This window comes from Oleiphilus sp. HI0061 (genome assembly GCF_001635675.1).
The window spans coordinates 1-14,485 of sequence record NZ_LWFE01001666.1 but is presented as its reverse complement, the minus strand read 5'-3'; the positions used below and the strand labels follow the sequence as shown (position 1 = coordinate 14,485).

At 45.8% G+C, this 14,485-nt stretch carries 10 protein-coding genes and 1 pseudogene; 5 read left to right on the top strand and 6 right to left on the bottom strand.

Annotation, left to right across the window (positions count from 1 at the left end; all coding sequences use genetic code 11):
• A pseudogene (locus tag A3735_RS25825) lies at positions 1-287 on the bottom strand (acetyl-CoA carboxylase carboxyl transferase subunit alpha); the annotation flags it as partial.
• A gap of 128 nt (positions 288-415) precedes the next feature.
• Complete coding sequence (gene dnaE / locus A3735_RS25820; RefSeq protein ID WP_068511448.1) at positions 416-3,970, bottom strand: DNA polymerase III subunit alpha; 3,555 nt, start codon at positions 3,968-3,970, stop codon at positions 416-418.
• Between the two features lie 113 nt (positions 3,971-4,083).
• On the opposite strand from dnaE, the gene A3735_RS25815 reads away from it, so the two are divergent.
• Positions 4,084-4,539, top strand: a complete 456-nt coding sequence (locus A3735_RS25815; RefSeq protein WP_231872309.1) for a CoA-binding protein — start codon at positions 4,084-4,086, stop codon at positions 4,537-4,539.
• Between the two features lie 33 nt (positions 4,540-4,572).
• On the opposite strand, the gene A3735_RS25810 is transcribed toward A3735_RS25815, so the two are convergent.
• Positions 4,573-5,013, bottom strand: a complete 441-nt coding sequence (locus tag A3735_RS25810) for a TlpA disulfide reductase family protein (RefSeq protein ID WP_068511449.1) — start codon at positions 5,011-5,013, stop codon at positions 4,573-4,575.
• Between the two features lie 54 nt (positions 5,014-5,067).
• Between A3735_RS25810 and arsC the strand changes: the two genes are divergently transcribed.
• The 3 genes from arsC to A3735_RS25795 all read left to right on the top strand — a co-directional run bounded on the left by arsC (position 5,068) and on the right by A3735_RS25795 (position 7,720).
• Complete coding sequence (gene arsC, locus A3735_RS25805; protein WP_068511451.1) at positions 5,068-5,421, top strand: arsenate reductase (glutaredoxin); 354 nt, start codon at positions 5,068-5,070, stop codon at positions 5,419-5,421.
• A 95-nt stretch (positions 5,422-5,516) separates the two neighbouring features.
• Positions 5,517-5,897 (top strand): DUF2069 domain-containing protein, encoded by a 381-nt coding sequence (locus A3735_RS25800; protein WP_068511453.1) that lies wholly within the window; start codon positions 5,517-5,519, stop codon positions 5,895-5,897.
• 47 nt (positions 5,898-5,944) lie between these two features.
• On the top strand, positions 5,945-7,720 hold the full coding sequence (locus A3735_RS25795) for a GspE/PulE family protein (RefSeq protein WP_068511455.1): 1,776 nt from the start codon (positions 5,945-5,947) through the stop codon (positions 7,718-7,720).
• Between the two features lie 6 nt (positions 7,721-7,726).
• Here A3735_RS25795 and A3735_RS25790 read toward each other — a convergent pair whose 3' ends face one another.
• Positions 7,727-8,041 carry a YqfO family protein gene (locus A3735_RS25790; protein WP_068511457.1) on the bottom strand — a complete coding sequence of 105 codons (315 nt, stop codon included), beginning with the start codon at positions 8,039-8,041 and terminating at the stop codon, positions 7,727-7,729.
• A gap of 528 nt (positions 8,042-8,569) precedes the next feature.
• A complete protein-coding gene (gene purL / locus A3735_RS25785; RefSeq protein WP_068638900.1) occupies positions 8,570-12,472 on the bottom strand; it encodes a phosphoribosylformylglycinamidine synthase in 3,903 nt (1,300 codons plus the stop codon).
• A gap of 325 nt (positions 12,473-12,797) precedes the next feature.
• On the opposite strand from purL, the gene mltF reads away from it, so the two are divergent.
• On the top strand, positions 12,798-14,288 hold the full coding sequence (mltF, locus tag A3735_RS25780; RefSeq protein ID WP_197476065.1) for a membrane-bound lytic murein transglycosylase MltF: 1,491 nt from the start codon (positions 12,798-12,800) through the stop codon (positions 14,286-14,288).
• Between the two features lie 22 nt (positions 14,289-14,310).
• On the opposite strand, the gene A3735_RS29345 is transcribed toward mltF, so the two are convergent.
• The coding region (locus A3735_RS29345; RefSeq protein WP_156499925.1) for an HAD hydrolase family protein at positions 14,311-14,485 on the bottom strand (175 nt) is incomplete at its 5' end.

Below are 14,485 nucleotides of genomic sequence, written 5' to 3'. Positions count from 1 at the left end.
TGATCATCAGCATAAGTTCTATCACCATGCAACTCATCAAAGTCTGTGAAAATCTGCTCAATGTAATCAAGCGTATAAGGACGCTTTGGATGTCTAGCCAAGCGCGCGACATCCCAAGCATTAAGATTCGCAAAAATATCTTTTGTACGAATCTCGCATTCATGCTCAAGACGCTCAATCACTTCTTGAATATTGAGCTCCTGATCACTGCCGACCAAGCGAAGTTCTTCTATTTTTTCTTCCAGCTCTGCAATGGGCTGTTCAAAATCAAGGTAGTATAAATTCATAATAAACCGCTTTAGTCTGGCTAACTGACTCTTCCATTAGATTTGAGGGGGCTATTGTTACTTTTTTTTCGCCGCCTTACCAGACAGCATAAGTGAAAATCCCGCCACAACATAAAAAAAATATGAGGCTAATAAACGAGCTGCGCCTTCCCTTCACCCAGCAAATACTCTAACTCTTGAAACAATTCGTCAGCAGGCTCAACCCGCCAGCTATCACCAAATTCGATAACCGCACTCACATCAGGTCGCTGGTAGCTTAAGGCAACCTTACAACCTGCTGGCTGAAGCGACTCTTCTTCTCGCACCATTGCCCCCTCACCAAGCATTGCTGGTGCAGCAGGTACTGGCTGAGTACAACGATAAGGTTCCAACTTACTCTTAACGCTTTCTAGCATTCCGTCAGCACACTGCGCCTGACTAATACTGATAGAGATATTCTTGGCAAAGTTAATTCTCGCTGAAGCAATACTTTGTACCTGGCTAACTCGCATCTTCAGCATTCCGGAATAGTCATCAAGACTCACTACACCAGAAACAGCAACCACCTCATCCTTTTGAATAGCCTCGCGACACTCGTCAAATGTATCCGCAAATAGTGTCGCCTCAATTCGTGCACTACGATCATCCAAAGTAACGAAGCACATGGTCTGGCCACGTTTATTCTTCATTACCCGAATTTCAACAATCAAACCCACTACCGTCGTCCGATTACGACTGGACTTAAGGTTTAATATAGAGTTCGGAGCAAAACGCCTAACCTCTTTTTCATACTCATCAAAAGGGTGACCTGTCAGGTATAAGCCCAAGGTGTCTTTTTCCTGCCCTAGCCGCTCTTTTTCACTCCACTCACGAACACCTTCTGAACTTGCGTAGACATCCTCATCTTCGTCAGGAACAACCTCGCCAAACATATCCATCATACCCGCATTTTGGTTTCTGGCATTCTGGTCAGCGCGTTGTACTGCTTCGGTAATACTTTCCATCATCCTCGCGCGGCTCGGGCCAATCGAATCCATGGCACCGGCTCGGATCAATGCTTCCAGAGCTCGCTTATTCACCTTCTTCAAATCTACCCGGTCACAAAAATCAAACAGACTTTTAAATGGTCCGCCCTCTTCCCTGGCTTCCAAGACACTCTCAACGGGCCCTTCCCCTAAGCCTTTAATGGCACCCAAACCGTAGACAACCTGAAGATCGTCATCAACGGTAAAGGTATATTGACTGACATTGACATTCGGCAGCACCAAAGAGATTTTCATCTGACGACACTCTTCGACTAAGGTCACCACCTTGTCGGTATTTTGCATATCGGCAGTCAGTACCGCAGCCATAAACTCTGAAGGAAAATGAGTCTTTAGCCACAATGTTTGATAGGAAACGACCGCATAGGCCGCTGAGTGAGACTTGTTAAAACCATAGCCCGCAAACTTTTCTACCAAGTCGAATATTTTCATGGCGAGGTCTGGGTCAACACCAATTGACGCAGCACCTTCACGGAAGGTATCGCGCTGCTTAGCCATTTCTTCCGGTTTTTTCTTACCCATTGCACGACGCAGCATATCCGCGCCACCTAGCGTATATCCTGCCAAGGTCTGTGCAATCTGCATAACCTGTTCCTGATAGACAATAACACCGTAAGTCGGTTCTAGAATGCCTTTCAGACTCTCATGCTGAAAGTCAGGATGAGGATAGGCTACTTCTGCCCGCCCATGCTTACGGTTGATAAAGTCATCAACCATGCCTGACTCCAAAGGCCCCGGTCTAAATAGTGCAACCAGTGCGATCATATCTTCAAGGTTGTCTGGCTGAAGTCGACGAATCAAGTCTTTCATACCACGGGATTCCAGCTGGAATACCGCCGTTGTTTCTGCTGACTTCAGCAATTCAAAAGAGGGCCTATCATCCAGTGGGATATGGTCAATATTAATAGGCTCTTTACCTTTCGCTGCCAAGCGAGGGTTAATCATCTTCAAAGCCCAGTCAACGATAGTTAGAGTACGAAGCCCCAAGAAGTCGAACTTAACCAGGCCTGCATCTTCAACATCATTTTTATCGAACTGGGTAACCAGGCCACCGCCTTCTTCATCACAATAAAGTGCAGCAAAGTCTGTCAGTTTAGTCGGTGCGATAACAACACCACCGGCGTGCTTACCGACGTTACGCGTAATCCCTTCTAGACAGACAGCCATTTCCCAGATCTCCTGGGCTTCTTCGTCTTCATCAAGAAAAGTTTTTAAGGTCGGTTCCTGCTCAATCGCCTTTGACAAAGTCATGCCGATTTCGAAAGGAATCATCTTCGAAAGCCGGTCAGCCAAACCGTAAGATTTACCCTGCACACGCGCAACATCTCGCACCACAGCCTTTGCTGCCATCGTACCAAAGGTAATAATCTGCGATACCGCATCCCTGCCGTAATGATCAGCAACATAAGAGATAACCCGGTCTCGCCCATCCATACAGAAGTCAACGTCAAAGTCAGGCATCGAGACACGTTCCGGGTTCAAGAAACGTTCGAATAGTAGATCGTATTGCAAGGGATCCAGGTCGGTAATTTTCAATACATATGCAACAAGTGAACCAGCACCTGAACCACGACCCGGGCCAACAGGGATATCATGATCCTTCGCCCATTTAATAAAGTCCATTACGATCAGAAAATAGCCGGGAAACCCCATCTGAAGAATGATATCGAGTTCAAATTTCAAGCGATCCAGATAAGGTTTTCGCCGTTCCTCAAGCTCGTCTTCAGGACAATTAGCCAAAATTACTTTTAAGCGCTCATCCAGGTCGTCATGACAAAGCTTGCGAAAAAACTCATCCATTGTCATGCCTTCAGGCACGGGATATTGAGGCAGAAAGTACTCGCCCAAACGAATTTCCACATTGCAGCGTTTAGCGATTTCTATCGTGTTTTCAACGGCCTCGGGAATATCTTCGAATAAGGCCAACATCTCGTCAGCACTTTTAAGGTACTGAGCGTCACTATAGAGCTTTTCCCGGTTTGGGTTATCGAGTGTTTCACCGTCTGAAATACAAACCCTGGCTTCGTGAGCCTCAAAATCAGACTCAGCCAGAAATTGCACATCGTTTGTCGCAACAACCGGACACGATAACTTCTCGGCTAGCGCAACACTCAGATGAACGCATTCCTCATCATTAGGGCGATTAGTACGCTGAAGTTCAAGGTAGAAACTATCAGAAAAAACCGACATCCAGTGCTCCAAGAGCTCAACAGCAAGGTCTTCTCTCCCAGCCAACAAAGCACGGCCAATTTCTCCATCTTTCGCACCGGACAAAACAATCAGACCTTCTGATGCTTCCTTCAACCACTCTTTCGTGATGACCGCTTTGCCATAATCTTGCCCTTCAGTAAAACCCTTCGAGACCAACTCGGTCATATTAAGGTAACCCTTGTCAGTCTTTGCCAACAAGGTAAGACGGCTTGGATTGTCTGGCTCACTTTCGTTTTCGAGCCAAATATCAACCCCGGCGATCGGTTTGATACCAGAACCGCGCGTAGACTTATAGAACTTGACGAGTGCACACAGGTTAGATTGATCAGTGATCGCGACCGCCGGAAACTCCTCATCGACCAACTGTTTAATCAGCGGTTTGATCCTTACCAAACCGTTGGTAAGGGAGAATTCAGTATGTAACTTGAGATGAACAAATTTTGCTGGCATGAGGTATCGCGATGACATATTGTAGGAGCTGAGATGTTAGCATGACTTAAGGCCTTGTCGAAGCATCTTAGCGCTTATTTTTTACGACTTTAATTCCCGTATCAGACGCATTGGTGAACCTTATCAAAACACAATTTAACCACAACCAGTTGATAGATCTACTCAACTCAGTTGAAACAATTGCCTTAGTTGGTGCCAGTCAAAAACCCGAAAGACCAAGTAATGAAGTCATGAACTTCTTGCAAAACAAAGGTTTCAAAATCACACCGATTAACCCAGACCTAGAAGGCCAGAATCTGTTAGGTGAAACGGTAATCAAAAACATCACCAAGCTGCCCATTAAGGTCGACATGGTCGATATTTTTAGAAACTCTGAAGCCGCTGCATCGATATGTGACGAAGTGCTAGCACTTCCGAAAACTCTACAACCCAAGGTTGTTTGGATGCAGATTGGCGTCATCAATGAAACTGCTGCAGCCAAGTTACGTGCAGCAGGAATATCAGTGGTGATGGACAGGTGCCCTAAACGGGTAATCCAAGAAGCAGAGCGCGTATCAACTCTGGCTTAACAATATTTGAGCTCAGAGTAAAAACAGCTACTTTTACTCCAAGCCTAAATGCCTATTGATCGACTCTGCCGTTTGCGGCCCCATTAACCACTTAACAAACTTCCCCTGCTTGTTTATTAACATTGTCGCTGGCAGGCCACTCGGCAATTTCTGAGAAAACATGCTAGACGGGTCTGCATCAAGCACCGGAAAATCTATTCCCAACCGCTTAACCTTGCTATCCAAGAGCTCTCCTTTCGCTTTATCGAAGTCAAAACCCAGAACCTGGAAGGCCTCACCTTTATTTAACTTGTTCAATTCTGGTAATTCATCGAGACAGGGCCGGCACCATTCTGCCCAGTAATTGATTAATAGCCACTGCCCCTTATATGAGTTTAGCGCTTGCTGGCGACCATCAGAAAAGACGAAAACAGATTCAGAGCAGGCACTTAGAAAAAGAAACAATACAAAGGGCAAAAGTGTTTTTATTCTCAAGCCTGACTCCTGTTACAATATGCCATCTAATTTTACCACGCTGGACGATTAACTATGACCGACACGATACAAATATACCACAATCCTCGCTGCTCTAAATCACGCCAAACCTTAGCGCTTATCGAAGAGAAAGGCATCCAGCCTGAAATTGTTCTGTATTTAGATGATACGCCAGACGCCAAAAAAATCTCAGAGATACTTGGTAAGTTAGGCATTGGCGCCCGCGAACTTCTTCGCAAAGGTGAGCAAGCTTACAAAGACAACGAGCTAGCAGATAAAACACTTAGCGACGCCCAATTAATTGACGCGATGACGAAATTCCCAAAGCTCATCGAACGCCCTATTGTCATTAAAGGCGACAAAGCAGTTCTGGGTCGCCCACCAGAAAACGTACTCGAACTTATATAAACGATATATGCTTCGAAGCGCCCTCTACGGTATAAGTTTGAGGGTGAAGTCGGACTGTCGACACCAAGCTCACCTCAATTGTAATGGAACACCGAATGTCTCAAACACCACAGCGCCCAAGAAAAAACGTAGTCGCCTACTGCATTACTTGGGCTTCCTACCTTTTACTTATTCTAATGATGATCATCACCAGCCTTCCAAGCTACCTACCCGAAGGAAGCTCACCCTGGGTCGTCGTAAGCGTCAAACTCTCCCCATTGCTGATCATTCTGCCTGGCTTAATTAAAGATAGCCTGCGTTCATATACGTGGCTTTGTTTTATCGTTTTATTCTATTTTACTCAAGCAGTTGTCGAAGCCTTTCTATCTCAAGGCGCAGGCTTAGACCTGGTTATCACTTTATTAACCGTCAACATCTTTTTATCTGCTATGTTTTATATAAAGTGGGAACGCGCTCTGGGCCGAGCGCTATTCTAGATTAGCTAACTAATCAGTTAGCTTTAATTACATGAGAGTAAACCTTAATGCAGCAGCAATTTTCACATTCTGAGCCACTCACTTTCGGGCAAATCGTTCACCAATTGCAGCAAGATAAGTGGTTAAGTGAGGAAGATGCGAAGGCGCTGCTGATCGCGCCAAAAGGAAGTGCGCAGGCAAAGCTTCACCCTTTAGAAATCATAGCGAACGCTGAACTAAGTAAACCTTCCGGGGAAGCCATCAGCATAGAATCCTTGCTTAACTGGCTTTCTACATGGAGCGGGCAAGAGGTTTTCCAAATCGACCCTCTGAAAATTGATAGTCAGAAAGTAGCAAACGTGATGTCACTTGCTTTCGCTCAGCGGCATCATATTCTGGCAGTCGAAATCAACTCAGAAGAAGCCGTCATCGCCAGCGCCCAACCTTTTGTTGATCATTGGGAAAACGATCTAAAGCACATTCTCAAGAAGAACATTAGCCGAGTCATCGTCTCTCCTGCTGATCTAAGAAAATATACTGTCGAATTTTATCACCTGGCAAACTCTGTTAATAAGGCTGGCGCACAAACTTCCTCGCAGCATTCACAGAACTTTGAACAAATGCTGGAACTTGGCGCGCAAGGCAACCCGGACGCTAACGATCAACACATCATCAACATTGTTGACTGGCTTCTGCAATATGCTTTTGAGCAGCGCGCTAGCGATATTCACATTGAACCACGCCGGGAAATCTCACAAGTACGCTTTCGAATTGATGGTGTACTGCATAACGTCTATGAATTTCCCGCCAAAGTAGGCATCGCGGTTACCAGCCGCTTCAAGATTCTAGGTCGCCTCAATGTCGCCGAAAAAAGAAAACCACAAGATGGCCGAATAAAAACACGTAACAGCAATGAGAAGGAAATAGAGCTCCGTCTTTCAACCCTGCCTACCGCCTTTGGCGAAAAACTAGTAATGCGTGTTTTCGATCCGGAAGTCTTACAATGCTCATTCTCTGAGTTAGGCTTTTCTAGCGAAGATTTAAAACGCTGGAAGCAAATGACCGGTCAGCCAAATGGCATTATTCTCGTTACCGGCCCGACCGGTTCAGGAAAAACGACAACGCTCTATTCGACCTTGCGTGAACTCGCGACACCCGAAGTTAATGTCAGCACGATTGAAGATCCGATTGAAATGGTAGAACCTGCCTTCAATCAGATGCAGATCCAACAAAATATCGACCTGGATTTCGCCAGCGGCATTAAAGCCCTTATGCGACAAGACCCCGATATCATAATGATTGGTGAAATAAGAGACCTGGAAACAGCCGAGATGGCAATACAAGCTGCCCTGACAGGCCACCTGGTTATTTCGACACTGCATACTAATGACGCACCCAGCGCAATCACGCGATTAATGGAACTCGGCATCCCTCCATACCTAATAAAAGCAACGGTATTGGGCGTGATGGCCCAAAGGCTGGTTAGAACCCTTTGTACGTCCTGCAAGACACCTGTCGAGCTTGAAGAGGAAGACTGGAAAATGCTTACCAGACCTTGGAAAACACCTTTGCCTCAAAATGCGCAACAACCCGTCGGCTGCCAAGAATGTCGACAAACAGGCTATCGCGGTCGAGCAGGCGTTTATGAAATCATGCCCTTATCCGAAAGCTTAAAAGGGCACATACACGAAAGCGGTCAAGTAGCAGAGCTCAGAAAAGAAGCAATTAAAGAAGGGATGTATTCACTAAGGCTAAGCGGCGCAAATAAAATAGCAAATGGCTTAACAACCATTGATGAAGTGCTCAGAGTCACACCAGTCAGCCTTAATCAGCTAATGAGCTAGGGAACACTAGAAGCCCTCCTCCAAACGAAATACTTCGTATGCAGGCTCTTCGTAAGGATGAGCCTGCTTCAATGCTGACACGGCCTGTTTGATACACTCATCCGAACAAACCAATTCAACCTTTAGCTCTTGAACTTTTTCAATTTCATCAATCTGACCAATCGCTGGCTTGCTACCAGATAAAGGTCTAAATTGTCCAGCCCCCAAAGTTTCCCAGCTACACCGATCATAACAACCTATCCTACCTGCACCTGTCAAAAAAACCGCATCCTTAACTTTTTCCGCATTCTCGACAGGCACAAAAAAACATAACTTATACATACCATATACCCTACCGTACACTTGATTCATTTATTAAGGTTACACAGATTTACGTGTAAAGCCCGCCAATACAGGTGTTTCAAACAAGTGTTAGATTTAATTTTAACTTACCCACAAAAACTGTGGATAACTCTGGGGAAAGTTTTTGGGAAAACGCCCTAAACACTGATAAACACTGAACTTCATACAAATTGACACTTTTTTAACCGAAGCAAATAAACCCTTTATTATCAATACGTTAAATATGTCAACAAAGAAAAGTGTAGAAAGCCTCAGTTTTTTACTCACTTATATAGCAAGCGCCTCAAATGTGTGCATAAAAACCAGCAAAAACGTTGTCTTTTTGAGAGCCTGTCAATATTTCGTTATTTGAAACGTAATTTGAAGGTCAATTATCGATCAAGTCGACAAATATTCGACGTCGCAGTTTTCACAAAGAAATACAGATTTTAACATTTTGTTACACGCCCAAATTCGGAGCATTTAACCAATCTTTCTAGACAAAACCCAGGCAAAAAAAATGGTTCGTTAAACGAACCATTTTCTCGCGTTTCTGAAAATCCTCAACCAAGGACCATCTTCTCCCCAGTCCTTAGGGTGCCAAGAGTTTTGCAAAGTACGATAAACACGCTCAGGGTGAGGCATCATAATCGTCACACGTCCATCCTGAGAACAAACCCCGGCTAAGCCTTCTGGAGAGCCATTCGGGTTAGCAGGATAACGAGTCGCTGTCTGCCCATAATTGTCTACGTATTTTAAAGCCAATTGCTCAGACGACATCAGGGACGCCAGTTTTTGCTCACTCGCGAATTCAGCTCGCCCTTCTCCGTGCGCTACTGCCACAGGAAGTCGAGAGCCCGCCATACCATTCAAGATCAAAGAAGGAGACGATTGTACTTCCAGGAGCGCTACACGTGCTTCAAACTGCTCAGAACGGTTGCGCACAAAATGAGGCCAATGCTCTGAACCAGGAATCAGCTCACGAAGATTAGACATCATCTGACAGCCATTACAAACGCCAAGCGCTAAAGTATCTTGACGCTCAAAGAAGGCCGAGAATTGATCTCTCACGCTGCTATTGAACAAGATCGATTTCGCCCAACCTTCACCAGCGCCCAAAACATCGCCGTAAGAGAAGCCGCCGCAAGCGACTAACGCATTATAATCACTTAAGGCTGTTCTGCCAGCCAAGAGATCACTCATATGAACATCAACGGCTGAGAAGCCTGCCTTGGTGAAGGCAGCTGCCATCTCTATCTGTCCATTAACGCCCTGCTCACGCAGTACCGCAACCTTTGGCTTGGCACCAGTATTGATATAAGGCGCAACGATATCTTCGTTCGGATCGAAGCTTAGTTTAGCGTTCAAGCCAGGGTCTTTTTCATCCAGTAATGTATCGTATTCTTCTTGAGCACACTCGGCATTATCACGTGCCGATTGCATTCGATAGCTCGTTTCTGCCCAAATTCTCTGATAGTAAGCTCTAGATTCCTCAATAACTGACTGACCATCAAAAGCAAAACGAATCTTATCGTCTTCGTTGGTCTGGCCAATTACTAGCGTATGCTCACCTAAGCCCGCAGCAGTGAATTGCTGAAGAACCTCTTCAGTATCACCTTGCTTAACCTGGATGACTGCACCTAGCTCTTCATTATAAAGTTCTCGCGCGAAGTGGCTGGAGTCTTCAGCCAACAAGTCCAGCTTAACGTCAACACCTACACGCCCAGCGAATGACATTTCCGCCAGGGTTGTAAATAAGCCGCCATCAGAACGATCGTGATAAGCCAGCAATTTGCCATCTTGATTCAAACCCTGAATCACAGCAAAGAAAGCTTTTAAATCTTCCGGGTCGTCGACATCTGGCGTGACGGCACCCATTTGCTTATAAACCTGTGCCAGAGCCGATCCACCCAATCGGTTTTGACCATTCGCCAAATCAATCAATATTAGATCAGTATCACCCTGATCACTTGCCAGCTCAGGTGTCAGTGTTTTTCTTACATCACTGACTGGCGCAAAGCCGGTAATAATCAAAGACAACGGAGAGGTAACCGTGCGTGTCTCATGCCCTTCTTGCCAAACAGTTTTCATCGACATAGAGTCTTTACCGACCGGGATAGAAATACCCAGTTCAGGACACAACTCCATGCCAACCGCTTGAACAGTTTTATATAAATTGTCGTCTTCACCTGGGTGACCCGCTGCGGCCATCCAGTTAGCAGACAAACGAATATCAGAGATTTTTTCGATAGATGAAGCCGCCAGGTTGGTAACCACCTCACCAACAGCCATACGACCAGAAGCCGGCGCATCGATATTCGCAATTGGCGTACGCTCGCCCATCGCCATCGCTTCACCAGTATGGCTTTCAAGATCAACCGCAGTAACCGCTACATCAGCAACGGGAACCTGCCATGGGCCAACCATCTGATCTCGTGCAACCATTCCGGTAATTGAACGATCACCAATCGTGATAAGGAAGCTCTTACTCGCCACACTCGGTAAACGTAGAATGCGCTCAGCCGCTTCTTTTATATCTATCTGACTAGACTCGAACATCGGCTTAGTAAACGCTTCTGATTCAACCGAACGGTGCATCTTAGGCGGTTTTCCAAACAACACTGACATGGGTAGATCAACCGGCTTATTATCGAAGTGCGGATCTTCCAGTGTTAAATCATGCTCTTCCAGAGCATCACCAATCACAGCGTAGGGGCAGCGTTCTCTAGCACAAATCGCCTCAAAGCGCTCCAAGTCTTGCGGCAACACAGCAATAACATAACGTTCTTGAGATTCGTTACACCAAATTTCGTGTGGCGCCATCCCAGGCTCATCGTTAGGGATCTTTCGCAAGTCGAATCGTCCACCGCGCCCGCCATCTTTCACAAGCTCCGGAAAAGCATTTGATAAACCACCCGCCCCTACGTCATGTATAAAGGCAATTGGGTTATTATCATCAAGCTGCCAGCAGCGGTCTATAACCTCCTGGCAACGACGTTCCATTTCAGGGTTTTCACGCTGTACAGAAGCAAAATCCAAGTCCTCATGACTAGCACCTGAATCCATCGAAGAGGCTGCACCGCCGCCAAGGCCGATCAGCATGGCCGGGCCACCCAATACAATTAGCTTTGCACCAACATCGATGTCACCTTTCAGTACATGGGACTCTTTAATATTTCCCATACCACCAGCAATCATAATAGGCTTGTGGTAACCCTTGATTTCCTGACCATTCGGGCCAGCAACTTCTTCTTCAAAGGTTCTAAAGTAGCCACACAAGTTCGGTCGACCAAACTCATTATTGAAGGCAGCACCACCTAGAGGACCGTCAAGCATGATGTTATAGGCAGAAGTCATTCGGTCAGGCTTGCCAAAATCTGTTTCCCATGGCTGTTCGAAACCAGGAATTCTTAGGTTCGATACCGTAAAACCTGTCAGACCAGCTTTAGGTTTTGCGCCTTTACCTGTAGCACCTTCATCACGAATCTCACCACCTGAACCTGTCGAGGCACCAGAGAATGGAGAAATAGCTGTCGGGTGGTTATGTGTTTCAACCTTCATGAGGATATGAATATCTTCCTCATGCGCCTGATACTCCTGAGTTTCAGGGTTCGGGTAGAAGCGCTTTCCTTTCGATCCGGCTATTACCGCAGCGTTATCAACATAAGCAGACAATACACCTTCAGAATTCAGCTCATTGGTATTACGAATCATCGAGAATAATGATTTTTGCTGAGCTTCACCGTCAATATCCCAAGATGCATTGAAGATCTTGTGACGACAATGCTCAGAGTTCGCCTGAGCAAACATCATTAGCTCTACGTCTGTCGGGTTACGCTTTAGCCCGCAGAAAGCTTTGGTTAAATACTCTATTTCGTCTGTAGCCAAAGCCAGACCAATACGCTTATTTGCTTCTTCAAGCGCACTCTCACCATATGACAGCACATCGACACTGCTCATAGGGCGCGGTTCAGAGTGTCTAAACAGCAACTCGGCACCCGCCGTTTCATGGAAGACAGCTTCAGTCATTCTGTCATAGAACTGCGAAGATAGCGTTTGGCGCTGTTCGAGCGTAAGCTTTTCAGCAGATCGAACATAATATGCGACACCGCGTTCAATTCGATTTACCTGATTCAAGCCACAAATATGCGCAATATCGGTCGCTTTACTAGACCAGGGTGAAATTGTTCCAGGCCGTGGAACAACCAAAAACAAAACGCCTTCCGCTGCCTCAGAGGGCACACTTGGACCATAGGTAAGCAGCTTATTCAAGATATTGAGTTCGCTAGGATTTAAGTCCTGCGACACATCAATAAAGTGCATAAATTCTGCATACACAGATTCGATTTCTGGAATAACTGCTTGGATGGTTTCAAGTAGTTTATGACTTCTAAAAGGAGAGAGAGCTGGAGCGCCTCGAAGTTCCAACATAATAAAGGCGTACCTCATCGAAGGAGCGTTGAAATAATGGAGGCGGTATTCTACTCGAAACTGGCGCGTCTGTTAACCAAGAATTGTATCTGAAGGTATAATGGCCGTAGTAATTGTGAATCCGGGGACCGTGACGGAGCTCAAACGGGTACATTTTGAAACAATGTTTACCACCCTCCAGGTTGACTCAGAGACCAGTTACTGAAAAGATTATACATAAAATTAGTGACATAAAGGAACAGCTCAGCACCGCTGAAGCGAGGCACTCCTGCCCCGGAACAAGGGAATGCATGCAGTAGCAGTCTGGTGATTAAAAGGTATTTATTTGTCCTATTCAAAAAGTTCTATTCAATCCAGTCTTCGACGGAGCCCAATTAAGCTTCGGTCTACTCACCAAGTATTACTTTATGGCAAAACGCTTGTCATTCTCTTACTTGCTTCGTTGCTCTGTGCTTGCGAAAAGCCCAGCACGATGGACAAAATCAATAAGCACAGCACATTACACATCATCACTCGCAACGCTCCAGCCGTTTATTATGAAGGCCGAGAGGGCCCCGCTGGCTTTGAATATGACCTTGCGAAAATGTTTGCCGAAGATGCGGGACTCAAACTGGATGTAAAAGTCGCGGCCACCCGCAGCCAGATTTTGTCAGCACTCGATAACGACTATACCAACATTGCGACCGCCAGCATGGTCGCCTCCGATACGCGCGCAGATCGATATAAATACTCCAGCTCTTACATGGAAACAACCCCCATCGTCGTCTATCGATACGGTAGTGTTAGACCGCGAGATATTAGCGATATTATTGACAAGCGTATCGCGGTAGTAAGTGACAGTTATCACGCAGAAGAATTAAACAACCTGCGTAATGAAAATCCCGACTTAATGAACGCCCTTCAATGGGAAGCTCTTGATGTTGAAACCATTGACCTGATGAAGATGGTACAAGACAAAGAAATTGATTACGCCATCATCACCTCAAACGAGCTAGATATTCACCAAGCTTATTACCCGCGAGTTAAAAAGGCCTTTGAAATTGGTGAAGCACAACAAATTAGCTGGTACTTTCCTGCCAGCACAGATCACACCTTAATTAACAAGGTAAACAACTTCTTATCCCGAATTGAAGAAGATGGCAGACTTATTAACCTTAAAGAGCGCTATTTTGGACACTTGGGACAACTCAATTACGTGGGCGCTCGCACCTTTATACGGCATATAAACAGCCGGCTGCCAAAGTACGAAGAAACTTTTAAAGAGTTTGCAGAAGAGCAAGACATCGACTGGCGCCTGATGGCCTCGATGGGCTACCAAGAATCTCACTGGCGACCTCGTGCAACTTCTCCAACCGGTGTTCGTGGACTAATGATGCTGACACGCATCACGGCAAAGGAAATGAACATTAAAAACAGATTAGATCCTGAGCAGAGTATCAAAGGTGGTGTTCGCTACTTCTCTAAAATTAGAGCCAGGATTCCGAAGCGCATAGCTGAACCAGACCGAAGCTGGCTTGCCTTAGCTGCCTACAACGTGGGCTACGGCCATCTTGATGACGCAAGGATTCTGACAGAGAAAGCCGGAAAAGACCCGGACAAATGGATGGACGTAAAAGAATTCTTACCACTTTTACAGAAGAAGAAATATTATAAACAGACTCGTTACGGCTACGCCCGTGGTAATGAGCCGGTCATATACGTGCAAAACATACGTCGCTACTATGATGTATTAAGTTGGATGACCCAACCGCAAACGAGCGAACAAGCCATTGCACAAACAGACTTTCAAGAAGGGCTAATTAAGACTATCGAATAAACATACCGATAGCCTTAAGATCCTACTCTGCTTCTCTATCTCTAAAGCCGATCAAGTAAAGTACAGCATCAAGGCCTAGGTTTGATATCGCATGACGAGCGGACTCTTTCACAAGAGGTTTAGCTCTAAACGCTACGCCCAATCCAGCTCGACTCAGCATTGGCAAGTCATTAGCACCATCTCCGACAGCAATAACC

Bases quoted from the DNA above. Each gene is read 5' to 3' on its own strand.
- A3735_RS25790 (WP_068511457.1), bottom strand. From the start codon at position 8,041: ATGTATAAGTTATGTTTTTTTGTGCCTGTCGAGAATGCGGAAAAAGTT.
- arsC (WP_068511451.1), top strand. From the start codon at position 5,068: ATGACCGACACGATACAAATATACCACAATCCTCGCTGCTCTAAATCA.
- A3735_RS25800 (WP_068511453.1), top strand. From the start codon at position 5,517: ATGTCTCAAACACCACAGCGCCCAAGAAAAAACGTAGTCGCCTACTGC.
- dnaE (WP_068511448.1), bottom strand. From the start codon at position 3,970: ATGCCAGCAAAATTTGTTCATCTCAAGTTACATACTGAATTCTCCCTT.
- purL (WP_068638900.1), bottom strand. From the start codon at position 12,472: ATGTTGGAACTTCGAGGCGCTCCAGCTCTCTCTCCTTTTAGAAGTCAT.
- A3735_RS25795 (WP_068511455.1), top strand. From the start codon at position 5,945: ATGCAGCAGCAATTTTCACATTCTGAGCCACTCACTTTCGGGCAAATC.